Here is a 22,849-nt window from a genome sequence, read left to right as displayed (position 1 = left end):
TGCAGCGCAGCGCGCAAGGCCTCTGCGCCACTGCACAGGCGCAACAAAATTGCGCTGCCGTGAAATTTCCGAAAAAGTTCACTTGATTTTATCTTTTTGTGACGCACCGTTGAATAAATAGATCCGTGGAAACCCAAGCATTTGGAAGGCTGCCGCTATGAATACCTACGTTCCCAAAGCCGTGCAGGAAGCGCTCGATACAGCCCGCCTGCGGGGGATGCGAAAGAAGAGCCGGCTGCGGGTGATGGCGGATAATGAGCTGTATCCGGTGTTGCGGATCTGGAAGACTGGGTTCTCTGTCGAGGCGGAAACCGCACCGATGCTGCGCGGGCTGGTCGATATCTACGAAGGCGCACGCCATCTGTCGCAATGTCTGATTGTCGCCAGTGAGGAAGATGGCGGCGAGATGCGGTATGAGTTCAAGCGCTCGACGCTTGCCTCCGACAAAGCGCCGCTGGATTTCTATAAGTCGCCGGACGCGCCTGCCGGGCTGATCCCCTTCGACCAGTCGCAGGGCAAGATCTGAGGCGGCAGGTCAGGGACGGATTTCCACCTCAGTTCCGACCTGCGTCAGACGCCAGAGCGTTTCCATCTGCTGATTGCTGACAGCAATGCAGCCGGCGGTCCAGTCGCCGGGCAGGGTGCTCAGATTGCCCGCCGCGTTCGGCTGTCCGTGAATGAAGATATCGCCGCCGGGGCTGACCCCAGCGGCCTGTGCGCGGGCCCGGTCTTCGGGCTGGGGATAGTTGATCCCCAATGACAGGTGATAGGCGCTGTTGGGGTTGCGCCGGTCGATCTGAAAAGTGCCCTCAGGGGTTTTGCCGTCGCCTTCCTGTTCCTTATCACCATTAGGCTCGAACCCAAGAGCAATGGGAAATTCCAGCACCGTTTCGCCGCCGCGGCTGGCGGTCAGGCGGCGGGCGGATTTCTCGATCAGGATGCGGTCGATCCGGTCCACCGCCGTGGCCTGCGGCGGTACGGGGCGCGGGGCAAAGGCCTGCCAGGCGGCCCAGGCGGCGCCGGTCAGAAAAACCAGCGCCAGCAGGCGCAGCAGGCGTTTCATTGTTACTGCAGGTCCGAGAAGGCTGCGGTCAGGCGGCGGCAGGCTTCTTCGACCCGGGCGCGCTGGGTGGCCAGGTTGAAGCGTTCCATGAACTCGCCGCCGGTGCCGAAGCCGTCGCCGGGCGAGGTGGCGATTTTTGCGTCCTCGCGCAGGCGCTTGATGAATTCCGCGCGGCTCATGCCGGTGCCGGAGAAATCGACCCAGGCCAGATAGGTCGACTGCAGCGGCAGGGATTTCAGACCGGGCAGGGCGTTGACCGCCTCGTCGAACAGTTTGCGGTTACCCTGCAGATGGGCGATCTGGGCGTCGACCCACTCGGCGCCTTCGGGAGAATAGGCGGCGGTGATCATCGCCACGCCAAGGGCACTGGGGTCATAGTCCAGTGTCGCCTGGCGATGGCGCATCGCGGACCTCAGGTCCGGGTCGGGTATGATCATGTTGCCGGTGCGCTGGCCCGCTATGTTGAAGCTCTTGGAGGGCGCCGTCAGGGTAACGGTCCAGGCGCGCGCCTCGGGCGCCGCCACATCCATCGGCACGAAGGTGCTGCCGGGATAGACCAGATCGTGGTGGATTTCGTCAGAAACCAGGATCAGATCGTTGCGCTTGGCAAACGCGGCCACCGCACGCAGCTCCTCCGGGGTCCAGACCCGGCCCGAGGGGTTTTGCGGCGAGCACCACAGCAGCAGTTTTTCACTCCCGTTCAGGCGCGACTGTGCATCGTCAAGATCCAGGTTGTAGGTGTCGCCGTCCCGCGCCAGCGGGCACTCGGTAACCTTGCGCCCGGCCTTGTTCACCTTGTGGGCAAACTCATGGTAGACGGGCGAGAAGATCACCACGCCGTCGCCGGGCTGGCTCCAGACATCCAGGCTCAGGGCGATGGCGTTGCCCAAACCCTGGGTGGTCAGCACCCAATCGGTCTCAATCTCCCAGCTGTGCCGGTTTTTCATCCACCACTGCACCGCTTGCAGATACTCCGGATGCTGCCAGGAGTAGCCGAAGACGCCATGCTCAGCGGCCTTTTTGACGGCCTCGATCACACAAGGCGCGGTCTGATAATCGGAGTCCGCAGTCCACATCGCCAGGCCGTCCTGCGGGGAGACGCCGAACAGCGCTTCCATCTTGTCCCATTTCGAGCTGTGGGTGCCGCGGCGGTCGATGATCGTGTCAAAATCCATATGGTGAACTCCCCTGTGGTTGGCAGCGAAGCTAATCGCTGCAGCGGCATGCGCAAGGGGGGCGTTGCGATGGGGCGGCTGATCGCATACATGAACCTCATGAAACGACAGATCCTGATCCATCCCGATCCCCGCCTGAAAAAGGTCTGTGCGGCTGTGCCGGACCTCAGCGACGAGTTGCGCGTGCTGGCGGATGACATGCTGGAAACCATGTATGCAGCCCCCGGCATCGGCCTGGCGGCGCCGCAGATCGGTATTATGCAACGGCTGATCGTGCTGGATTGCGTCAAGGAAGAGGACGGCGACCCGCGCCCGCTGGTGATGTTCAACCCGGAAATCATCTCCTCCTCGGATGAAACAAATGTCTATGAGGAAGGCTGCCTGTCGATCCCGGACCAGTATGCCGAGGTGACCCGCCCCAAGGTGGTGGACGTCGAATGGATGGACCGCGACGGCAATGCGCGGCGCGAGACCTTTGACGGGCTGTGGGCGACTTGCGTGCAGCATGAGATCGACCATCTGAACGGTAAGCTGTTCATTGATTACCTGAAGCCGCTGAAGCGCCAGATGATCACCCGCAAGATGCAGAAGCTGAAACGCGAACGCGCCCGCGCCTGAGGAAACCTACAGACATGACCGTCCGCACCTGCCTGCCCTGGCCTGACAAGCGCCTGCGCACAAAGGCTGAAGAGGTGACAGAGATCACCGATGAAATCCGCGAAATCTGGAATGACATGGTCGATACCATGGACGCGATGCCGGGCGTGGGGCTGGCTGCCAATCAGATCGGCGTGATGCTGCGGCTGGCCGTTGTCGATGGCTCCACGGAGCGCGGCAAGGCGGTGAAGCTTGCCAACCCGGAGATTCTGCACGCCTCGATTGAGCTGCGCGAGCATGACGAGGCAAGCCCCAACCTGCCGGGTGTGTCCGCCAGGATCAAACGGCCGCGGGCTGTCACCGTCCGCTACCTGAACGAGCAGGGCATGATTGACCGGCGCGATTTTGTCGGGATCGAGGCGACCTCGGTGCAGCACCAGATCGAGCATCTGAACGGCAGGATGTATTTTGACCGCCTGAGCAAGGTGAAGCGCGACATGCTGATCCGCAAGGCGAAGAAGCTGACCGGCTGATAGACAACACCGCCCGGCCGCAGGCCGGGCCGCGTCATGCTGGAAGCATGCCTCCGGCATGACCCGCCCCTTGGGGCAGCACGATTGCGCCACCCCGCAGGCCTGCGCAGCCCTTTGTGCTCAATAGCGGGACCTTGATGGGAGCAGGAGCACGATATGCGCATTATCTTCATGGGAACCCCTGATTTCTCGGTGCCGGTGCTGGACGCGCTGGTGGGGGCCGGGCACGAGATTGCCGCCGTCTACTGTCAGCCCCCCCGGCCTGCGGGCCGCGGCAAGAAGGACCGTCCAACCCCTGTCCACGCCCGCGCCGCGGCCTTGGGGCTCGAGGTGCGCCACCCGGTCTCGCTGAAAGGCGCGGAGGAACAGGCGGCTTTTGCGGCGCTGAACGCTGATATCGCTGTGGTTGTCGCCTACGGCCTGATCCTGCCGCAGGCCATTCTGGATGCGCCAAAGCACGGCTGCCTGAACATCCACGCCAGCCTGTTGCCGCGCTGGCGCGGTGCGGCGCCGATCCACCGGGCGATCATGGCGGGCGACGCCGAAACCGGCATCTGCATCATGCAGATGGAGGCGGGGCTGGATACCGGCCCGGTATTGCTGCGCGAGGCGACGGAAATCGGGGCTGAGGAAACAACTGCCCAGTTGCATGACCGGCTCTCGGACATGGGCGCAGGGCTGATCGTCGAGGCGCTGCGGCGCCTGCCGGAGCTGACGCCACAGGTGCAGCTCGAAGAGGGCGTCACCTACGCCGGCAAGATCGACAAGGGCGAGGCGCAGATCGATTGGTCCCGCCCGGCCTCGGACGTGGACCGCAAGATCCGCGGTCTGTCGCCTTTCCCCGGCGCTTGGTGCGAGATCGAAGGCCAGCGTGTCAAGCTGCTGGCGTCGCGCCTGGCGGAAGGCCAGGGCGCGCCCGGCGAGGTGCTGGATGACGCGCTGACCATTGCTTGCGGGACCGGTGCGGTGCAGCTGTTGCGCTTGCAACGGGCAGGCAAAAGCGCGCAGGATCCGGATGTATTCCTGCGCGGCTTCCCTGTTCCGAAGGGCAGCCGCCTGTAACCGGAGGCCGGCATGCCCATAATTGCCCTGATCATCATCGGTGCCGCGGCAGGCTTCCTGGCCACGCGGCTGATGCGGCTGGAAACCGATATCATCACCACGGTCTGTATCGGCATGGCCGGCGCGCTGGTCGGCGGGCTTGTGCTGCGCGGGCTGCTTGCAGTGATGGGGTTCATGGCGGGGTTCGTCGGCGCGGTGCTGGGGGCGCTGGTGCTGATCTGGCTCTGGCAGCGCTACGTAAGCAGATAACCGGGGCTGAGGCGCGCGGGACACAGCCGGAGCGGGAAAGCGCAATTCATGCTGCGCAGCGAAGCTTGTTCGATAAGATAGCGCAATCGCAGCAAAATGCGGCGGGACCCGAGGCAGAGAGCATCAGAGAATGACACAGGACACCGGCCGGAGCGGCACGCCGAATGTGGTGATTGTGACCACCATGAAGGACGAAGGCGCCTATATTCTCGACTGGATCAGCCACTACAAGTCCATCGGTGTCAGTGACTTTGTGGTTTTCACCAATGATTGCTCTGATCCGACCGACCACATCCTGCGCTGCTTGCACCGGATGGGGGTGGTTGAGCACCGCTTTAACCGGGTGATGCGGCGCGGGCCGCACAAAAGCGCGCTGATGTGGGCAGAGTACGAGCCCAAGGTGGCCGGGGCCGACTGGGTGCTGGTGGCGGATGTCGACGAATTTCTGCAGATCAACGCCGCTGACGGCACGCTGCCAGGGCTGCTGGCGGTGCGGGAGGACGCGGACGCTGTCTCCTTTGTCTGGCGGATATTCGGCAACGCGGGCGTCGGGACTGCGGACCACCCTGCCGTGCCGCAGGCTTTTGTTCGGGCTGAGCCGGAGGCAGGCCAGTCGGATGAGCACCGGTTCTTTAAAACGGCTTTCCGCAACAACGGGAAGTTTGAGCGGATGGGCGTTCACCGCCCCTTTCTGGCCGTTCCGCCGGAGGAAGTGAACTGGCAGCTGGCCGATGGCACTCGTCTGCCGCAGAATGAGCTGGAAGGCGCGCTGTATGTGCGCGGCAGCTATGGATATTCGGCAGCTCAGCTCAACCATTATGCGCTGCGCTCGCGCGATGGGTTCCTGAACAAGAAAGCCCGCGGCCGGGCCAACCATTTCACAGCCTCTATCGAACCGGGCTACTGGCACAAGTTTGACCGGAACGAGGAAGAGGACCGGCGGCTGGCTGACAATTTCTCTGCCGCGCTGGAGATCAAGGAAGACCTGCTGCGCGACGCCAGCTTGCGCGAGTATCATGAATCGGCGCTGGTCTGGCACCGCCGCCGCGGCCGCAAGGCCCGGATCAGCGAAGAAGGGCAGGCGTTTCTGAAAGCCATGGAGGACAGCCGTAAAGACGCCTGAACCAGCTTAGCTGCGCGGCGGGCGGCTTTTGTAAACCGGCAGGTGCCAGCCGAACAGGATGGAGCCCGCACGCAGGGTCCAGCAGACACCGGCGCAGGCAAGCAGGGCAAACCGCAGCTCAAGCCCCGCTGAAATTGCCAGCACGGCGGTGATGGCGCCTGCCATTGCGCAGGTGATGTACAGCTCGCCCTGTTTCAGGACCAGCGGCACCTCATTGCAGACCACATCGCGCATCAGCCCGCCCAGCGAGCCAGTGGCCATGCCCATCAGCACCACGATCACCGGCTCCTTACCCAGCGCAATCGCTGCGCCAGTGCCTGCCGACACCGCAATCGCCAAGGCGAAACTGTCCAGCCAGATCACCCAGCGCATCCGGCTTTCCACCAGATGCGCGGTGAAGAACACCGCCACTGCGGCACTGGCTGCGAGCAGGATGTGATTGGGGTCACCGACCCAAAACACCGGATCCCGGTTCAAGAGGAGATCGCGCACCGTGCCGCCGCCGACCGCCGTCAGGCAGGCGACGAAGGCAAAGCCCACGATGTCGAGCTGCGCCCGGCTGGCGACCAGCGCTCCGGTCAGGGCAAAGACCAGCACCGAGGCGTAATCGAGCAGGGTCAGAAAGCTCATGCGGCAGCCCCGCGCATCAGGCGCTTTTCCTCTTGAAGGGGGCCATGCCGGCGCGGGCCAGTTCATCGGCGCGCTCGTTTTCAGGGTGTCCTGCGTGGCCCTTGACCCATTCCCATGTCACCTTGTGGCGGCGCTGGGCCTCATCCAAGCGCTTCCACAGCTCGACGTTTTTTACGGGTTTCTTGCTGGACGTCTTCCAGCCGTTCTTCTTCCAGCCGTGGATCCAGCCGGTGACGCCGTTCTTCACGTAGGCAGAGTCGGTAACCACGGTGATCGTGGAAGGCCGCGCGAGGCTCTCCAGCGCGTTGATCGCCGCCAAGAGTTCCATCCGGTTGTTGGTGGTCTCGGCCTCGCCGCCCTTCATCTCTTTCTCTTTGACGACGGTGCCGCCATCCATCGCACGCAGCAGTGCACCCCATCCGCCGGGGCCGGGATTTCCGGAACAGGCGCCGTCAGTATAGGCAAACAGCTCAGCCATGGGCGGTCAGGATCACGTAGGTTTCCATTCCGCCGGCCAGGCCCTGGCCATTGCCGCGGCGGGACCGGGTCACGGTGAAGCCCGCGTTTTGAAGCAGATTTTTCAATTCGTCCTCGTTGTAATAGGCGTAGAAACGTCCCAGTTTGTCACGCCCCTCGCTGTCTCCGAGCTTCATGCCAATATGGAAGATGCCACCGGGGTTCAAGGCACGATGGATGCGGGTCAGATGACCGGGGAGATCGGCCCGCGGCGCATGCAGCAGGCTGAAGTTGGCCCAGATGCCATCAAAGCCGCTTTTGCTCTCCAGCGCTTCGAATTCGGCAACTTCCACCTCAATCCCGAAATCCGATTTTGCCAGTTCGGCCATTTCAGCGGAGGCATCCATGGCCGAAACCTCAAAGCCCTGCGCCTTGAAGCGTGCCGCCCAATGGCCCGGACCGCAGCCCAGATCCAGGACACGGGCGGCGGCCGGCAATAGGGAAGTGAAGGCTTCAAAATCCGGATCGTGGAACCTGTCATCGGACCGCGCGAAACCATCCGCGTATGCCTGCGCTGCCTGGGCATAGACCTCCAGTGTTTGCCGGTCGCTCATCTGCCATCTCCGCGTTTAGCTGTCAGGCGCGTTCTGCCGCAAGCCGGACGGCAAGGCCCGCAAACACGGCGGCAAAGCCGCGGCTCATCCACTTCAGCGCCCGTTCGCTGCTCAGGAAGTACGTGCGGGCCTGGGATGCAAACAGCCCATAGAGCACAAAGATGGCATAGGTCATCGCCATGAACACCAGCCCCAGGACGGACATTTCCAGCGTGGCGCTGGCTGGGTTGCCGCTCAGGAACGGCGGCAGCAGCGCCAGAAAGAACACCGACAGCTTGGGATTCAGGATGTTGATCAGCGCGCCGCGCCAGGCGATTTTCCAGCCCGGCTGGCTGGTGCGTTTCGAATCCACCGCCAGCACACCGCCGCTGCGCAAGGCCTGCCAGGCAAGGTACAGCAGATAGGCAACGCCTGCGGCCTTGACGATCTGGAACAGCAGCGCAGAGCTGTGCAGCACCGCCGCCAGCCCCAGCGTGGCAGCGGCCAAGTGCGGGACGATGCCGAATGTGCAGCCGGCGGCGGCCCAGATGGAGGCCCGCCAGCCTTGGCCAAGTCCCAGCGCCAGCGTGTAGATGACACCCGTGCCGGGCGCTAGGACGACGACAAAGGCGGTAATCAGAAAGTGCAGAGTGACCATGTATGCGGCTCCAGAAAATGCCCCGGGACTAATGCGTAACACGATTAGCCCGCGGCGGGAGTGTTTTCTGTAACCTGGGTCGCTTTCAGGGTGCGTGCGTTTACGCAGGCTGCCGTAAGACGCGCGGCACCTTGAATTCCACCGTTTCCACCGCGGTCTCCACGATTTCCACGGTCACGTCGTACCGTGCCCGGAAGGCGTCGATCACTTCATTGACCAGCAGTTCGGGGGCGGAGGCGCCGGCGGTGATGGCGACGGAGCGGATGCCCTCCAGGGCGCGCCAGTCAATGTTTTCGGCGCGCTGCACCAACTGGGCATAATCACAGCCGTTCTTGGCGCCGACCTCAACCAGGCGGCGCGAGTTGGAGGAGTTCGGCGCGCCGACCACCAGCAGGGCGTCTGCTTTGGGGGCTACCGACTTCACCGCCTCCTGGCGGTTGGTGGTGGCATAACAGATGTCTTCCTTGTGCGGGCCGATGATGTTTGGGAAACGCTCCTCCAGCGCCGCGACGATGCCCTTGGTGTCATCGACCGACAGGGTGGTCTGAGTCACATAAGCCAAACTGTCCGGGTCGCGCACCTCCACCGTGGCCACGTCCGCGACGGTCTCCACCAGCAGTACCTCGCCCTCCGGCAGCTGGCCCATTGTGCCGATGGTTTCCGGGTGGCCCTTGTGGCCGATCATGATCATCTGCAGGCCGTTTTCCGCGTGGCGCTGGGCCTCGATATGCACCTTGGAGACCAGCGGGCAGGTGGCATCGACATAGATCATCTCGCGCGCCTCAGCCGCGGCAGGCACCGATTTCGGCACCCCGTGCGCGGAAAAAATCACCGGCCGGTCGTCCGGGCATTCGTCCAGCTCCTCGACAAACACCGCGCCTTTTTCCCGCAAGCTGTCGACCACGTATTTATTGTGCACGATCTCGTGGCGCACATAGACCGGCGCACCCCATTTGCCGATCGCCATTTCGACAATCTTGATGGCGCGGTCCACACCGGCGCAAAAGCCGCGCGGCGCGGCGAGGTAGAGGGTCAGGGCTGGCTTGGTCATAGGCGTCTCCTTGCGCGCCAGAGGTAAGCGGTTCAGGCGGCAAGGTCCAGTGCCCGGGCGGCATCACAGGTTTGTGATTGGAGCTTCCCGCGGGGGAAGGCGGCAAAAGCCCGCCTTGGACAGCAACTGGAATGAGGGCAGCATGAAGCAGGTGGTTGCCGTGACCGCTGCGGCCGGGGTGGCGGCGGCTGCGTATTACTGGCTGGCAAGGAGCGATCCGCAGGACGCCGGGATCCTGCCGTACCGGGACCCGCAGGCGGTGGCCTTGGGCGAGGCGGTGTATCTGGACAACTGTGCCAGCTGCCACGGAGCGGACTTGCAAGGCGAGCCCAATTGGCAGGACCGGGACAGCGATGGCTACCTGCCGGCGCCGCCGCAGGACGAAAGCGGCCACACCTGGCATCACCCGGACGCGCAGCTGCTGGACATCACACGGCGCGGCGTCGCGGAGGTGGTCGGCGACGGCTATCGCAGCCGTATGGGCGGCTTTGCCGGTGTGCTGACGGAGGAGGAGATGCTGGCAGTGCTGGCCTACATCAAGAGCCGCTGGCCAGCAGAAGTCATCGCCCGCCACAACCAGATAAACAGTCAGGCTGGCGATTGATCAAGTCCGGAGCAGGCGCCGCCCCATCCGGCGCCTCGCTCCGGGGCAGGTGTTCACCCGTGCGCGACCGTTGCCGAGCGCTGATCGCTCTGCTCGCGCGGCGGGCGGCCGATCACGTCGCGCAGCTCCTCCAGCTCAATGAAATTGTCGGCCTGGCGGCGCAGGTCGTCAGAGATCATCGGCGGCTGGCTGCGGATGGTCGAAACCACCGAAACACGCACGCCCTGGCGTTGCAGGCTGGCAATCAGCGGGCGGAAATCCCCATCGCCCGAGAACAGCACGATATGGTCCACCCGCGGCGCCAGTTCCATGGCATCGACGGTCAGCTCGATATCCATGTTGCCTTTGACTTTGCGGCGGCCCAGGCTGTCGGTGTATTCCTTGGCAGGCTTGGTGACCATGGTGAAGCCGTTGTAATGCAGCCAGTCCACCAGCGGCCTGATCGGCGAATACTCGTCATTCTCCAGCAGAGCAGTGTAATAAAAGGCGCGCAGCAGCTTGCCGCGGCGCATGAATTCCTGCCGCAGAAGCTTGTAGTCGATGTCAAACCCAAGCGCCTTAGCCGCGGCGTACAGGTTCGACCCGTCTATGAACAGCGCAAGCCGTTCGTCTTTGTAAAACATCAAATGTTCCTTCCGGTATATCCGCCTCGGCCGGGAGTTCCGTGAGTGTGAGCTTGAAAACGGCGAAACGGGTGGACTTAATGTAAGTTATTTGTCATCTGCCGCAAGTATACTGCCATTCTGAAATAGGGTCAAAAATGGCCGGAAACCGGAAACTGTCGTTGATCGCGCTTGGCGGCAACCTGCCAGTTGACGCCGATGCGCCGCAAGCAACCTTGTCAAAGGCGATCGCCGCGCTGCAGGCGCAGGATGTGAGGCTGCGCAGCGTCTCGCGGTTCTTCCGCACGCCCTGCTTTCCGGCCGGTGCAGGTCCTGATTATGTGAACGCCGCGGTGGCGGTCGAAACAGCCCTGTCCGCGGGCGATCTGCTGGCGCGGCTGCATGAAGTTGAAGCGCAGTTTGCCCGGGTGCGGGAGCAGCGCTGGGGCATGCGCACGCTGGATCTGGATCTGCTGGATCACGGCGGCGCGGTTCTGCCGGACGCCGCGGGGTATGCCCGCTGGCAGGGGCTGCCGCTGGAGCGACAGATGCAGGAGGCGCCGGGGCAGCTGATCCTGCCGCATCCGCGCATCCAGGACCGGGCCTTTGTGCTGGTGCCGCTCAAGGATATCGCACCGCGCTGGCGGCATCCGGTGCTGCAGAAAACCGTGACGCAGATGCTGGCAGACCTGCCGCCGGAAGAGGTGGCGGAGGTTGTCCCTCTGTAACCCGCGCGATGCGGTGTTTTCCGCCCTTGTCAAGAGAAAGATTTGGGCGTAAATGTCTGCCTTCTGGACCAGGAATGAATTGGAGAGTCGCTGATGGCCCGCGTGACGGTTGAAGATTGCGTAGATAAGGTGCCTAACCGCTTTGAGCTGGTGATGCTGGCTGCGCATCGTGCCCGCGAAATCTCGGCGGGTGCTCCGATCACCGTCGAGCGCGACAACGACAAGAACCCGGTTGTGTCCCTGCGCGAGATTGCTGAAGAGACCCAGAGCGCCGACGAGCTGCGCGAGCGCCTGATCGAGAGCAACCAGACTCAGATCGAGGTTGATGAGCCGGAAGAGGATTCCATGGCTCTGCTGATGGGCGCGGATGGCGACAAACCTGCCGAAGACGACATGTCGGAAGAGAAACTGCTGCGCGCGCTGATGGAGGCCCAGGGCCAGGGCTGAGGCGCGCGTTACGAGAATTTTGAGGCTGCGGACCGGACATGATTTCCCCTGACGACCTGATTGCTCTGGTCCGCAACTACAATCCCAAGACCAATGCAGAACGGATTGCCGAGGCCTACGCCTTTGGCGAGCAGATGCACGATGGCCAGTTCCGCCACTCGGGCGAGCCCTATTTCACGCATCCTGTTGCCGTCGCCGCGATCCTTACCGAACAGCGGCTGGATGATGCGACGATCATCACCGCGCTGCTTCACGACACCATCGAAGACACCAAGGCCTCTTACGAGGAGGTTGCCCGCCGCTTTGGCGGTGAGGTGGCGATGCTGGTCGATGGCGTCACCAAGCTGACCAACCTGCAGCTGTCCAGCCGCGAGACCAAGCAGGCAGAAAACTTCCGCAAGCTGTTCATGGCGATGTCCAAGGATTTGCGGGTGATCCTGGTCAAGCTTGCCGACCGTCTGCACAACATGCGCACCATCAAGGCGATGCGCCCCGAGAAGCAGGCCCAGAAGGCCCGCGAGACAATGGATATTTATGCGCCGCTGGCAGGCCGCATGGGCATGCAGTGGATGCGCGAGGAGCTGGAGGATCTGGCCTTCCGCGTGCTGAACCCGGAGGGGCGCCAGTCGATCATCCGCCGCTTTGTGACCCTGCAGCGCGAAACCGGCGACGTGATCCACCGGATCACCGGCGACATGCGGCTGGAGCTGGAAAAAGCCGGGATCGAGGCAGAGGTCTTTGGCCGCGCCAAGAAGCCCTATTCGATCTGGCGCAAGATGCAGGCCAAAGACCAGGGCTTTTCACGGCTGTCGGACATTTATGGCTTCCGGGTGATTACCGGGTCCGAAGAAGACGCCTATCGCGCGCTGGGCGCTATCCACCAGCGCTGGCGGGCGGTGCCGGGCCGGTTCAAGGACTACATCAGCCAGCCGAAATCCAACGGTTACCGGTCGATCCACACCACGGTGTCGGGCCGAGACGGCAAGCGGGTGGAGGTGCAGATCCGCACCCGCCAGATGCATGACGTGGCCGAAACCGGCGTGGCGGCGCATTGGTCCTACCGCGATGGTGTGCGGTCGGAAAACCCCTTTGCCGTCGACCCGGCCAAGTGGATCGCCTCGCTGACCGAACAGTTCGATGCCGAGGATGATCACGACGAATTTCTCGAAGCCGTGAAGCTTGAGATGTATTCGGACCAGGTGTTCTGCTTCACTCCCAAAGGCGATGTGATCAAGCTGCCCAAAGGCGCCACGCCGATCGACTTTGCCTATGCCATCCACACCCGCATCGGCCATGCCTGTGTAGGGGCCAAGGTCGATGGTATCCGGGTGCCGCTGTGGACCCGGCTGCGCAACGGCCAGTCGGTGGATGTGATCACTGCCGAGGGCCAGACCCCGCAGGTCAGCTGGCTGGAGATCGCCACCACCGGCAAGGCCCGCACCGCCATCCGCCGCGCCCTGCGCGAGGCGGACCGGGCGCGGTTTGTGAAACTGGGTCATGAGCTTGCGCGTTCGGCGTTTGAGCACGTCGGCAAGAAGGCGACTGACAAGGCGCTGGAAACCGCAGCCCGCGCGCTGCGCGCCAGCGGCGTGAATGAGCTGCTTGCAAGGCTGGGCGCGGCCGAGATCACCGCGCATGACGTGGTGCAGTCTGTCTATCCTGAACTGACCACCTCTGGCGATGGCGACGAAATCTCGCCGCGCCGGGCGGTGATCGGCCTGGAGCCGGGGCAGAGCTTCGAGCGCGCGCCCTGCTGCCAACCGCTGCCGGGCGAGCGCATCATCGGCATCACCTACCGCGGCCGCGGCGTGGTGGTGCATGCCGCCGATTGCGACAAGCTCGGCGAATTCGAGGAGCAGCCGGAGCGCTGGATGGACGTGCAGTGGCACAGCGGCACCCACCCGGCTGTCTACGGCACCACGCTGGAGCTGACCATCGGCAACGATGCCGGGGTGCTGGGGCGCATTTGCACATTGATCGGCGAGAAAAAGGCCAATATCTCGGACCTTGAATTTGTTGACAGGAAACCAGACTTTTACCGGCTTATGATCAATGTGGAGCTGCGGGATGTGGAGCAGCTGCACTCGCTGATGCTGACGCTTGAGGCGGAAAGCGATGTTGCCGCGGTGGCGCGGTTCCGGAATAAGCCGGAAGAGCGCCATTTTCCGGGGTAAGCCGCTGAAACTCTGAGCCGGAACTGGGAAGGACGGACAGCTTTGGTATTCAGGCGCCGGGACAGACGTTCGCCCCTCCGGGCGCTGGCGGATTTTGTCTGGCCGCGCGGCGGCTGGGGCCGGGCCTTCCTGTACGTGAAACACCGGGTGCGGCGGCTGCCCGATTCGCCCGAACGCATCGCCCGCGGCATCTGGGCCGGGGTGTTCACCACCTTCACGCCGTTCTACGGGCTGCACTTCCTGGTGGCGGCAATCATCGCCCGGATGATGAACGGCAATATCCTGGCCTCGCTCAGCGCCACCTTCTTTGGCAACCCGCTGACCTATGTGCCGATCGGGGTGGCCAGCCTGCAGACCGGCCATTGGCTGCTGGGCACCGAGTTTGACGAGGAGGTCGACAAATCCCTGGTGGGCAAGTTCCTTGCCGCTGGCGGCGACCTGAAGGACAACCTGTTTGCGCTCTTCATGGACAAGCCCGCCGACTGGCAGGGGCTGCATCTGTTTTATAACGAGGTGTTTTATCCTTACATGATCGGCGGCATCATCCCGGGCATCATTTGCGCCACGGTCTGCTACATGCTCAGCCTGCCGGTGATCCGGGTCTACCAGCAGCGCCGCCGGGCCAAGATCAAGGCCAAGTTCGAGGCGATCAAGCAGCGCGCCGAGGTCAGCACCGGCTCCTGAGCGGGGCTGCCGGATTGTACCATTATCGCCTGCAGGCTTGCTCTTGCCCGCTGTCTGTCTAGTCTTTGGGTTAAGGCTTTGACTTCAGACGGATGAGACAGCTGTCATGACACAGAACCAACTGCGCCTGGGCGTGAACATCGACCATGTTGCCACGGTGCGCAACGCCCGCGGGGGCGCCTATCCGGACCCGGTCCGCGCCGCGAAGCTGGCGGAGGAGGCGGGCGCCGACGGCATCACGGCGCACCTGCGCGAAGACCGCCGCCACATCACCGACGCCGATATCGACGCGCTGATGGAGGCGCTGACGGTGCCGCTGAACTTCGAGATGGCAGCAACCGAGGAGATGCAGAGGATTGCTTTGCGCCACAAGCCGCATGCGGTCTGCATCGTGCCGGAAAAGCGCGAGGAGCGCACCACCGAAGGCGGGCTGGAAGTGGCCCGCGAGGAAAATCGCCTGGCGCATTACATTGCCCCCCTGCGGGATGCGGGATGCCGGGTGTCGATCTTCATTGCCGCCGACAAGAAGCAGATCGAGGCCGCGCACCGGATCGGTGCCGAGGTGATCGAGCTGCACACCGGCGCCTATTGCGACTTCCACGCCGAAGGCCGGTTCGAGGACCGCGACCGCGAGCTGGAGGCGCTGCGGGACATGTCTGCCTATGCCCATTCGCTGGGGCTGGAGGTGCATGCAGGCCATGGCCTCACCTATGACACGGTGAAGCCGGTTGCGGCCTTTCCGGAGGTGAAGGAGCTCAACATCGGCCACTTCCTGATCGGCGAGGCAATCTTTCGCGGCCTGCCCCCGGCAGTGCAGGAGATGCGCCGCCTGATGGATGAAGCGCGGGGGTGACGGAGCCATGCACGTCAATCTGATCCGCTACGGGCTCTTGTGGATGGCGGCCTCTGTCGCGATGCTGCTGCTGGGACTGCTGCTGGCGCAATTCGGTGTTGAATTGCCGACCGGGCTCGCGACCGTGCTGCCGCCGATGTTTGCCTCGGTGCTGGAGGGGATGCGCATTGCGCAAGCCACCCGGGCGCCGCTGTCAGGCAAGGCAGCTTGGGTCAACGCGGCAGCGATGACCGGGGTTGTGGCAGTGCTGACGGTTGTGCAGCTGCCGCTTTACTGGGACAATCCGGTGGTGGTGGAGGCGCGGCAGACGGTTCCGGTCCTGTTCCTGGCGGGTGTCTGTGTGCTGCTGCTGGCGGTCATCCTGATGGTCAACCGGCTGTTTCTGGGCCATGGCATCAAGCTGGGTTTGAAACGGCTGCAAGAATGATCCTGGGCGTCGGAACCGATCTTGCCAATATCGAGCGGATCCAGCGCACCCTGGACCGGTTCGGGGACCGGTTCCGCAACCGGGTTTTTACCGAAATAGAGCAGCGCAAGGCTGAGCGCCGCCGCGATGTGGCGGGCACCTACGCCAAGCGCTGGGCCGCCAAGGAAGCCTGCTCCAAGGCGCTGGGCACCGGCTTGCGCATGGGGATCGCCTGGAAGGACATGGCGGTCTCCAACCTGCGCACCGGCCAGCCGGTGATGCATGTGACCGGCTGGGCCGCCGACCGGCTGCGCGAGATGACCCCGCCCGACCATGAGGCGGTGATCCACGTGACACTGACCGACGACCACCCCTGGGCGCAGGCCTTTGTGGTGATCGAAGCGCGTCCGATCGCCAGCGACCCGGCGGAATCGGCTTCGGGAACTTGACTTGGCCCCCTCAGGCCCGCATGTAGCCCCGGACCTTGTTTCCAAACCGGAGAGCCTGATGACGGCCAAAGCAAAGACCGGCAGTTCGATCCTTGAGACGATCAAAACGATCGTCTACGCGCTGCTGATCGCCGGTGTCTTCCGCACCCTGTTTTTTCAGCCCTTCTGGATACCCTCCGGATCGATGAAGGAAACCCTGCTGATCGGGGATTTCCTGTTCGTCAACAAGATGGCCTATGGCTATTCCTATGCCTCTTGCCCCAGCGTGCGTATCGGGGCGGTCGGGCTGAACATCGACGCCAAGGACATCTGCGGTTTTCTGGACGGTGACAACACCCGCCTGATGGGCGGACAGCCGGAACGCGGCGACGTGGTGGTGTTCCGCCACCCGGTCAACGGCAATGACTTCATCAAGCGGCTGGTCGGCCTGCCGGGCGACAAGATTCAGATGAAGAACGGCGTGCTGTTCATCAACGGCGCGCCGGTCAAGCTGCAGGATGCGGGCCAGTTCGAGGAAGTGATGGAACGCCAGGGGCCGCAGGGCTCCTTCCCGCGCTGTGAAAATGCGCCTGTCGGCCAGGGCGCCGTCTGCAAGAAGTCGCGCAAGCTGGAGACCCTGCCGGGCGGCAATGAGCATATCGTGCTTAACATCACCAACCAGGGCATGGACCACACCGGCGTCTACCAGGTTCCGGAAGGGCACTATTTCTTCATGGGCGACAACCGGGACAACTCCTCCGACAGCCGCTTGCCGCAGTCTGCCGGCGGGGTTGGCTTTGTGCCTTACGAAAACCTGATCGGCCGGGCCGACCGGATTATGTTCTCCTCCGCCGGGCGGTCCATGCTCTACTTCTGGACCTGGCGCGGCGACCGTTTCTTCAAGGGGATCGAGTGAAACTGTCCAAGGAATTGCGCGCGTTCGAGGATCGGATCGGGCATAAGTTTGCCCGCCCCGACCTGCTGCAGCGCGCCGTGACCCATGCCTCCGTCTCTTCCGCTACCCGCCAGGACAACCAGCGGCTGGAGTTTCTGGGCGACCGGGTACTGGGGCTGGTGATGGCCACCGCCCTATTGGAGCATGACAAAACCGCCACCGAGGGCCAGCTGGCGCCGCGTTTCAACGCGCTGGTGCGCAAGGAAGCCTGCGCCGATGTCGCCAAGGAGATCGACCTTGGCGCTGTGCTGAAGCTGGGCCGCTCAGAGATGATGTCCGGCGGCCGCCGCAAACAGGCACTCCTGGGCGACGCGATGGAGGCGGTGATTGCCGCGGTCTATAAGGACGCAGGCTTTGACGCCGCTGCCGAGATGATCCTGCGCCTGTGGGGCAGCCGCATCCACAAGGTCGAAAGCGACGCGCGCGACGCCAAGACATCGCTGCAGGAGTGGGCGCAGGCCCGCGGGCAGAAGGTGCCCACCTATGTCGAGGTGTCCCGCAGCGGCCCCGACCACGCGCCGGTCTTCACCATTGCGGCAAGGCTTCAGGACGGCACTGAAGCTCAGGCCACGGCGGGTTCCAAACGGCAAGCGGAACAAGCGGCGGCGAGGGCGCTGCTGGAACAGATCGGCTGAGGTTTCAAACCACCCGGATGTAACCCGCGAGCCCGGTTTTCTGATGCTCGATCACATGGCAGTGGAACGCCCAGTCGCCGGGGTTGTCGGCCACCAGCGCAATCTCGGCCACCTCGTCCTTCATCAGCAGCATGGTGTCCGTCACCAGCGGCGGCAATTTCCGAAGGTTTGAGCTTATCGGCACAAATGCCAGCCCGTGCAGGTGGATCGGGTGCAGGTTCGGCGATTCATTCCTCAGCCGCAGCACGTAGCTCCTGCCTTGTTTCAACACGGCCAGCGGCCCGGTCCCTTTGGCCGCGTCTCCAGCCCAAGGCGTGCGGTTGATCGACCAGAAACTGTACCCCATAGAGCCGCAATAGCCGTCATTCGGCGGCCCGCCCTCCGGCGCCCAGCCAAACACGAAATCATGCACCTCTGCCTTTGATAGGTCCGGCCGGGCAACCGGATTGGCAGGCAGCGGCTTCAGCTCCCGCAATTCCCGCGCCAGGTCCGCACCAACCGAGCGTAGTGTTGCCATCGTGCGCGTGGGCTGCCCCGGCAGCTCCGCCAGCAGACCCGCCGTCTGCCCTTCCTCCGCGGGCATCCGCACCGCGAAATCCACCCGCTGGCCAGGGCCGACCAGCAGCGGTTCACCGGCAGAGGGCAGGGGCAGCTCAAACTCCACCGGATGCCCGTCCCGGGCAATGATCCGCGCCTGATCTGTGCTTAGATGCAGCTTGTAGATCCGCGTGGTGTCCGTGTTCACCACCCTGAGCCGCACCAGCCCGCCTGCCGGGTGATCGTACACCGGCGCCTGCAGCCAGTTCGCGGTCAGCACATTGCCGCGGGTCCCGGCGCGGGCCGCCCCGCGCGCGGTGTAATAGGGCAGGAAGGCGCCATCCTCATACAGCCGGAAATCCCGCAGGTTGACCGCCTGATCGGCGTCAAAACCGGGATCTTCCGCCTCTTTGATCACCATCACCCCGGTCAGCCCATGCGCCATCTGCGCCATGGTCATGCAGTGCGGGTGATACCAATAGGTGCCCGCATCCGGCGGGGTGAATTCATACTCAAACGCCTCGCCGCCCGCGATTGGCATCTGGGTCAGGTAAGGCACCCCGTCCATTGCGTTGCCGATCCGCAGCCCGTGCCAGTGCATTGCGGTGTAATCTTCGGTGCCATTGACGACCTGCAGTTGCATGGGTTTGCCCTGGGTGCCGTACAGAACCGGCGGCGGCGCATCCGGCGACAGGCTCACCATGCCCTTCGTCGGCTGGTCCCGGAACCTGAAGCTTGCGGTTTGAATTGTCAGCTGCTGCGCCGCTGCGGCACCGGCCAAGCTCCATCCGCCTCCGCCAAGCACCCCGGCGGTAGCAGCGCTCCCAAGCAGAAAATCACGTCGGTTCATCAGGCAGGCCTCCTGTCATGCAATCAAAGAAAGGCCTGGCTGCGGGACTGGCTTGGCGCTGCGGTTCTCACACGGGATCTGCCACAGGTCTTTGACATAGGGCAAGGCTGTGCAACGCTGCCCCAAGCGCCCAAGAAAACACCTCTGGCCCCTGTGGGTAAAATCCTGTAGGGGATCGGCTCTGCAAACAGGACCAGTACTGATGACCACACGCGCCGGATTCGTTGCCCTGATCGGAGAGCCCAATGCGGGCAAATCCACCCTTCTGAACCGCATGGTCGGGGCCAAGGTCTCGATCGTGACCCATAAGGTGCAGACTACCCGCGCCCGCATCCGCGGCGTGGCGATGGAGGGCGACGCGCAGCTGGTATTTGTCGACACGCCGGGCCTGTTCAAGCCCCGCCGCCGCCTGGACCGCGCGATGGTCGCCGCCGCCTGGGGCGGCGCTGCAGACGCCGACGTCGTTGTGCTGATGGTGGAGGCCCACCGCGGCATCACCGAAGGCGTCGAAACCATCCTGGAAGGTCTTGAGGAAATCGGCAAGGGCCGCACCGTGGCGCTGGCGATCAACAAGATCGACAAGGTGCCCGCTGAAAAACTGCTGGGCCTTACCCAGGAGCTGAACAGCCGCTACGGCTTTGCCGAAACCTTCATGATCTCGGCAGAGCGCGGCCATGGTGTTGACGACCTGCGCCAGTGGCTGGCAGGCAAGCTGCCGGAAAGCCCCTGGCTCTACCCCGAAGACCAGATCGCCGATCTGCCGATGCGGATGATCGCGGCGGAGATGACCCGCGAAAAGCTGACCCTGCGCCTGCATCAGGAACTGCCCTACCAGCTCACCGTCGAAACCGAGAAATGGGAAGAGCGCAAGGACGGCTCTGCCCGCGTCGATCAGATCATCTATGTGGTCCGCGACGGCCACAAGGGCATTGTTCTGGGCAAGCGCGGCGAGACCATTAAATCCGTTTCCCAAGCCGCCCGCGCCGAGCTGGAGGAGTTCCTGGGCCGCAAGGTGCACCTGTTCCTGCAGGTGAAGGTGCGCCCGAACTGGCTGGAAGAGGCAGAGCGCTACTCGGAAATGGGCCTCGACTTCAAAGACGGCAACTGAAGCCCCCCATGCTTTTCACCTTTGTGGAAATACTCCCGCCGGAGGCTCCCGCACTCCCCATGGGCGCCGAAGCTGGCAGGTGCGCGGCATGACCCGCCTCACCGCCCGCTTCTGGGTCGACGCATATCTGACCCGCCTGCGGTTTCAGGATATCCCGGCCTTCATCACTTCCCACGGCGACGACACCGCGGGCGCGGTTCTGGTCAAGCTCAACACCCTGGACGGCCAGGCCCGTGCCTTTCACCGCACCTATGACCTGATGAGCGGCGACCGCAAATGGGATGAGCTGGCCACCGGGGCAGAGACTGACGTCGATGCCTCGATCAGCCGCCAGCGCAGCTTTGACCCGGACCTCTGGGTGATCGAGGTCGAGGACCGGCAGGGCCGCCACCTGCTGGACGAACCCGGCCTGGAATGACCCCGCCGCTTGCAGCCCCTCCGGCAATGCGGTCTGGTAGGGCGGACCGCAGGACAGGGAGGCCCGGTGTTGGAGTGGCGTGATCACGGCATATTGCTTTCGGTGCGCCGCCACGGCGAAAGCTCGGCCATCATCGACGTCTTTACCGAAGAACACGGCCGCCATGCCGGTGTAGTCCGCGGCGGCGCCGGCCGCAGAATGGCCCCGATCCTGCAACCCGGCGCTCAGCTGGACGTGACCTGGCGGGCGCGGCTGGAGGATCACCTCGGCAGCTACCACGCAGAACCCCTGCGCAGCCGGGCCGCTGCGGCGCTTTCGGGGCGGCTGGCACTCGCCGGGCTCAACACGGTTACCGCGCTGCTGTCCTTTTGCCTGCCCGAACGGGAGCCGCATCCGGACCTCTTTACCCGCAGCGAACAGCTGCTGGACCTTCTGGCGAATGAAGACCTCTGGCCGCTCGCCTATCTGCGCTGGGAACTGGCGCTCTTGGAGGAAATGGGCTTTGGCCTCGACCTGTCGGCCTGCGCCGTGACCGGCAGCCGTTTCGGGCTTGCCTTTGTGTCGCCGAAAACGGGCCGGGCTGTTTCACGTGAAGGCGCGGGGGAGTGGGCGGACCGGCTGCTGCCCTTGCCGCCGGTGATGCTGGGCCACGGTGATGCCGGAGACGCCGAAATCGTCCAGGCCCTGCGCACAACGGGCCATTTTCTGGAGGCGCATCTGGCGCCCTCGCTGGGCAACCATCCGCTGCCAGAGGCGCGCGGCCGGCTCATGGACCTGCTCAGCCGCCGCCTGTGAACAGCATCTCGCGGCCTGCCTCATTGCTGAGGATCAGCACGTCACCCGACACTTCCGCCAGTGTCATCTCCTGCAGTGCCTGCAGAAACGCGTCCTCCGCCGCCAATCCCGGGCAGGCCATGCGCGTCACCGCCAGCGGCCCGGTTTCAAACCAGGGGTAGGGGGCAGTCTGGATGCCGCTAAAGCTGTTGCAAGGCCCCCTTCCGGCGATCTTGCCCGGTTCCGGAAACCTGAGGCTGGCGGAGGCTGGAAAGGCCGCGCCATCGACGCTCTGCAGGCGCCACACCTTGCCTGCGGCACCATAGGCCGACAGGCTCTCATCCCCGGTGCAGGCGCTGGCCAGCAGCAGGGAACCGATCAGGGCAGAACGCAGCATCAAGACCTCCTGAGGGATGTTTCAAAGCACATTGGAATGCCGCGGCAGGCAGGGCAAGGCCAGCCGGCAACAAGCGCTCCCGCCCGCCGCCGCGGCATTGAAAATGCCTTGCGCCCGTTGGGCCCGGCGCCGCGCGGGGCGCGGCGCCTGCCGCACCCTTGCGCCGCAGCGCTGCCGCGCCGTGCGCAGCACGGCGCCCGGCCTAACGCCTTGGGCGCATTCGATGGAATGCGCCGCCAAGTGGGCGGGAGCACTGCCCCTTTAGTTTGCGCGGATAATCTCGGCGACCTTGCGGCCGATCTCGCCGCTGGCCTTGACTGACGGGTGGATCATGTCCGGCGCGTGGTAGGAGCGGTCGCCATGGGGCACCAAGTCCCTGTTCGACAAAAAGAAGATGCCCGCGTCCAGCTCTGCCAGCCGGGTGATGCGGGTTTCCAGTTCGTCCCCCTCATCCCGGCAGTGCTCAATCAGCGAGCCAGCACCGGGGCTTCGCAGATAGCCGACGTAAATGATCCTGGCACCTGTCGCGCGCAGGTCTGACAGCATGGCCGGGATGGCCCCGCTGCGCCCGTCAGACGAGATCAGCTTGTCCATCTTCCGGTCGCAGGCAAAGCAGCCGCAGCCGAACCACAGGTCGTTGCCGCCGCCGTTCACGATCACCCAGTCCCATTCCCCGGACGTGTACTGCTTGCGGATGTTCATCCCGGCGGCGCCGGAAACGGGCAGCTTGTAAATGATCCGCGCGGCAGAGACAGAGCGGTCCACCACAGGCTCCTGCAATTCCCGCGCCACCATGTCCGGAATGGATTTTCCCGCCAGCCTGTGCCAGGCCAGCAGGGAATCCCCCATGGCCAGAATGCGCGGGGACTGGCCCGCCGGCACTGTATCGCCGCAGGCGGTCAACAGGAGCAGACAGGACAGAAGGAGGCAGCGCAGGAGTGACATGCCCCCTTGTTAGACGGCTTTCGCTCAGGAGCGAATGACCAGAATCGGAAACAGGTTCATTTTGCGCTGCGTTTGCAGGCTGAGCGTTCGGGGCGCGGCACTTAGCTTGACAGA

At 64.0% G+C, this 22,849-nt stretch carries 30 protein-coding genes; 19 read left to right on the top strand and 11 right to left on the bottom strand.

The features are described from left to right. Positions 1–157 precede the first annotated feature (157 nt). On the top strand, positions 158–526 hold the full coding sequence (locus CAER_RS0112060) for a hypothetical protein (RefSeq protein WP_027235600.1): 369 nt from the start codon (positions 158–160) through the stop codon (positions 524–526). A gap of 9 nt (positions 527–535) precedes the next feature. On the opposite strand, the gene CAER_RS0112055 is transcribed toward CAER_RS0112060, so the two are convergent. Further along, positions 536–1,063 (bottom strand): L,D-transpeptidase family protein, encoded by a 528-nt coding sequence (locus CAER_RS0112055; protein WP_027235599.1) that lies wholly within the window; start codon positions 1,061–1,063, stop codon positions 536–538. A gap of 2 nt (positions 1,064–1,065) precedes the next feature. After that, a complete protein-coding gene (locus tag CAER_RS0112050) occupies positions 1,066–2,238 on the bottom strand; it encodes a MalY/PatB family protein (protein WP_027235598.1) in 1,173 nt (390 codons plus the stop codon). Between the two features lie 99 nt (positions 2,239–2,337). On the opposite strand from CAER_RS0112050, the gene def (CAER_RS0112045) reads away from it, so the two are divergent. From def (CAER_RS0112045) to CAER_RS27945, 5 genes are all read left to right on the top strand, one after another. Then, the gene (def, locus tag CAER_RS0112045) at positions 2,338–2,856 is read left to right on the top strand and encodes a peptide deformylase (RefSeq protein WP_027235597.1); all 519 of its coding nucleotides are present in this window, start codon (positions 2,338–2,340) and stop codon (positions 2,854–2,856) included. 14 nt (positions 2,857–2,870) lie between these two features. Next, entirely contained in the window at positions 2,871–3,368 is a 498-nt protein-coding gene (gene def / locus CAER_RS0112040) for a peptide deformylase (RefSeq protein ID WP_027235596.1), read from the top strand. A gap of 156 nt (positions 3,369–3,524) precedes the next feature. Then, positions 3,525–4,430, top strand: coding sequence for a methionyl-tRNA formyltransferase (fmt, locus tag CAER_RS0112035; RefSeq protein WP_027235595.1), 906 nt, complete (start codon positions 3,525–3,527; stop codon positions 4,428–4,430). A 12-nt stretch (positions 4,431–4,442) separates the two neighbouring features. Beyond that, positions 4,443–4,679 carry a GlsB/YeaQ/YmgE family stress response membrane protein gene (locus CAER_RS0112030; protein ID WP_027235594.1) on the top strand — a complete coding sequence of 79 codons (237 nt, stop codon included), beginning with the start codon at positions 4,443–4,445 and terminating at the stop codon, positions 4,677–4,679. A gap of 130 nt (positions 4,680–4,809) precedes the next feature. Then, a complete protein-coding gene (locus CAER_RS27945) occupies positions 4,810–5,802 on the top strand; it encodes a glycosyltransferase family 2 protein (protein ID WP_051357775.1) in 993 nt (330 codons plus the stop codon). Between the two features lie 6 nt (positions 5,803–5,808). On the opposite strand, the gene CAER_RS0112020 is transcribed toward CAER_RS27945, so the two are convergent. The 5 genes from CAER_RS0112020 to ispH form a co-directional block, all read right to left on the bottom strand. Further along, positions 5,809–6,432 carry a trimeric intracellular cation channel family protein gene (locus CAER_RS0112020; RefSeq protein ID WP_027235593.1) on the bottom strand — a complete coding sequence of 208 codons (624 nt, stop codon included), beginning with the start codon at positions 6,430–6,432 and terminating at the stop codon, positions 5,809–5,811. A 16-nt stretch (positions 6,433–6,448) separates the two neighbouring features. Continuing rightward, positions 6,449–6,910 carry a ribonuclease HI gene (gene rnhA, locus CAER_RS0112015; RefSeq protein WP_027235592.1) on the bottom strand — a complete coding sequence of 154 codons (462 nt, stop codon included), beginning with the start codon at positions 6,908–6,910 and terminating at the stop codon, positions 6,449–6,451. Beyond that, positions 6,903–7,502 (bottom strand): class I SAM-dependent DNA methyltransferase, encoded by a 600-nt coding sequence (locus tag CAER_RS0112010; protein ID WP_027235591.1) that lies wholly within the window; start codon positions 7,500–7,502, stop codon positions 6,903–6,905. The genes rnhA and CAER_RS0112010 overlap by 8 nt, the downstream gene beginning before the upstream one ends. A gap of 22 nt (positions 7,503–7,524) precedes the next feature. Beyond that, positions 7,525–8,139 (bottom strand): LysE family translocator, encoded by a 615-nt coding sequence (locus tag CAER_RS0112005; RefSeq protein ID WP_027235590.1) that lies wholly within the window; start codon positions 8,137–8,139, stop codon positions 7,525–7,527. 100 nt (positions 8,140–8,239) lie between these two features. Continuing rightward, complete coding sequence (ispH, locus tag CAER_RS0112000) at positions 8,240–9,190, bottom strand: 4-hydroxy-3-methylbut-2-enyl diphosphate reductase (protein WP_027235589.1); 951 nt, start codon at positions 9,188–9,190, stop codon at positions 8,240–8,242. 142 nt (positions 9,191–9,332) lie between these two features. Here ispH and CAER_RS0111995 point away from each other — a divergent pair, with 142 nt between their 5' ends. Continuing rightward, positions 9,333–9,794 carry a c-type cytochrome gene (locus tag CAER_RS0111995; protein WP_027235588.1) on the top strand — a complete coding sequence of 154 codons (462 nt, stop codon included), beginning with the start codon at positions 9,333–9,335 and terminating at the stop codon, positions 9,792–9,794. 53 nt (positions 9,795–9,847) lie between these two features. On the opposite strand, the gene CAER_RS0111990 is transcribed toward CAER_RS0111995, so the two are convergent. Then, positions 9,848–10,417, bottom strand: a complete 570-nt coding sequence (locus tag CAER_RS0111990; protein ID WP_008555764.1) for a LabA-like NYN domain-containing protein — start codon at positions 10,415–10,417, stop codon at positions 9,848–9,850. Positions 10,418–10,554: 137 nt separating this feature from the next. Between CAER_RS0111990 and folK the strand changes: the two genes are divergently transcribed. The 9 genes from folK (at position 10,555) to rnc (ending at position 17,706) form a co-directional block, all read left to right on the top strand. Next, the gene (gene folK / locus CAER_RS0111985; protein ID WP_027235587.1) at positions 10,555–11,124 is read left to right on the top strand and encodes a 2-amino-4-hydroxy-6-hydroxymethyldihydropteridine diphosphokinase; all 570 of its coding nucleotides are present in this window, start codon (positions 10,555–10,557) and stop codon (positions 11,122–11,124) included. A 93-nt stretch (positions 11,125–11,217) separates the two neighbouring features. Then, positions 11,218–11,571: a DNA-directed RNA polymerase subunit omega gene (gene rpoZ / locus CAER_RS0111980; RefSeq protein WP_027235586.1), complete on the top strand. Its 354-nt coding sequence runs from the start codon at positions 11,218–11,220 to the stop codon at positions 11,569–11,571. 38 nt (positions 11,572–11,609) lie between these two features. Beyond that, the gene (locus CAER_RS0111975; protein ID WP_027235585.1) at positions 11,610–13,745 is read left to right on the top strand and encodes a RelA/SpoT family protein; all 2,136 of its coding nucleotides are present in this window, start codon (positions 11,610–11,612) and stop codon (positions 13,743–13,745) included. 42 nt (positions 13,746–13,787) lie between these two features. Continuing rightward, positions 13,788–14,429, top strand: coding sequence for a DUF2062 domain-containing protein (locus CAER_RS0111970; RefSeq protein ID WP_027235584.1), 642 nt, complete (start codon positions 13,788–13,790; stop codon positions 14,427–14,429). Between the two features lie 106 nt (positions 14,430–14,535). Next, entirely contained in the window at positions 14,536–15,282 is a 747-nt protein-coding gene (locus CAER_RS0111965) for a pyridoxine 5'-phosphate synthase (RefSeq protein WP_027235583.1), read from the top strand. 7 nt (positions 15,283–15,289) lie between these two features. Further along, positions 15,290–15,709: an ABZJ_00895 family protein gene (locus CAER_RS0111960; protein WP_154667768.1), complete on the top strand. Its 420-nt coding sequence runs from the start codon at positions 15,290–15,292 to the stop codon at positions 15,707–15,709. After that, positions 15,706–16,137, top strand: a complete 432-nt coding sequence (acpS, locus tag CAER_RS0111955; RefSeq protein ID WP_027235581.1) for a holo-ACP synthase — start codon at positions 15,706–15,708, stop codon at positions 16,135–16,137. Before CAER_RS0111960 ends, acpS begins: the two co-directional genes overlap by 4 nt. A 58-nt stretch (positions 16,138–16,195) precedes the next feature. After that, positions 16,196–17,032 carry a signal peptidase I gene (gene lepB / locus CAER_RS0111950; RefSeq protein ID WP_027235580.1) on the top strand — a complete coding sequence of 279 codons (837 nt, stop codon included), beginning with the start codon at positions 16,196–16,198 and terminating at the stop codon, positions 17,030–17,032. Continuing rightward, positions 17,029–17,706, top strand: a complete 678-nt coding sequence (gene rnc, locus CAER_RS0111945) for a ribonuclease III (RefSeq protein WP_027235579.1) — start codon at positions 17,029–17,031, stop codon at positions 17,704–17,706. Before lepB ends, rnc begins: the two co-directional genes overlap by 4 nt. 4 nt (positions 17,707–17,710) lie before the next feature. Here rnc and CAER_RS0111940 read toward each other — a convergent pair whose 3' ends face one another. Beyond that, positions 17,711–19,093 (bottom strand): multicopper oxidase family protein, encoded by a 1,383-nt coding sequence (locus CAER_RS0111940; RefSeq protein ID WP_027235578.1) that lies wholly within the window; start codon positions 19,091–19,093, stop codon positions 17,711–17,713. Positions 19,094–19,295: 202 nt separating this feature from the next. Between CAER_RS0111940 and era the strand changes: the two genes are divergently transcribed. The 3 genes from era (at position 19,296) to recO (ending at position 21,414) form a co-directional block, all read left to right on the top strand. Then, the gene (era, locus tag CAER_RS0111935; RefSeq protein ID WP_027235577.1) at positions 19,296–20,201 is read left to right on the top strand and encodes a GTPase Era; all 906 of its coding nucleotides are present in this window, start codon (positions 19,296–19,298) and stop codon (positions 20,199–20,201) included. An 88-nt stretch (positions 20,202–20,289) separates the two neighbouring features. Further along, positions 20,290–20,619 carry a DUF1491 family protein gene (locus tag CAER_RS0111930; RefSeq protein ID WP_027235576.1) on the top strand — a complete coding sequence of 110 codons (330 nt, stop codon included), beginning with the start codon at positions 20,290–20,292 and terminating at the stop codon, positions 20,617–20,619. Between the two features lie 69 nt (positions 20,620–20,688). Next, positions 20,689–21,414 (top strand): DNA repair protein RecO, encoded by a 726-nt coding sequence (gene recO, locus CAER_RS0111925; protein WP_027235575.1) that lies wholly within the window; start codon positions 20,689–20,691, stop codon positions 21,412–21,414. On the opposite strand, the gene CAER_RS0111920 is transcribed toward recO, so the two are convergent. Together CAER_RS0111920 and CAER_RS0111915 are read right to left on the bottom strand one after the other, a co-directional pair. Next, complete coding sequence (locus CAER_RS0111920; protein ID WP_027235574.1) at positions 21,398–21,790, bottom strand: META domain-containing protein; 393 nt, start codon at positions 21,788–21,790, stop codon at positions 21,398–21,400. The two genes, recO and CAER_RS0111920, sit on opposite strands and share 17 nt — an antisense overlap. 261 nt (positions 21,791–22,051) lie before the next feature. Then, positions 22,052–22,735: an SGNH/GDSL hydrolase family protein gene (locus tag CAER_RS0111915; protein WP_027235573.1), complete on the bottom strand. Its 684-nt coding sequence runs from the start codon at positions 22,733–22,735 to the stop codon at positions 22,052–22,054. Positions 22,736–22,849 lie beyond the last annotated feature (114 nt).

Origin of the sequence: Leisingera caerulea DSM 24564 (genome assembly GCF_000473325.1) — a bacterium.
In the GTDB taxonomy this organism is placed as follows: Bacteria; Pseudomonadota; Alphaproteobacteria; order Rhodobacterales; family Rhodobacteraceae; genus Leisingera; species Leisingera caerulea.
Note: the sequence above shows the minus strand (reverse complement) of the source record. Positions and strands in the feature narration are given on the sequence as shown.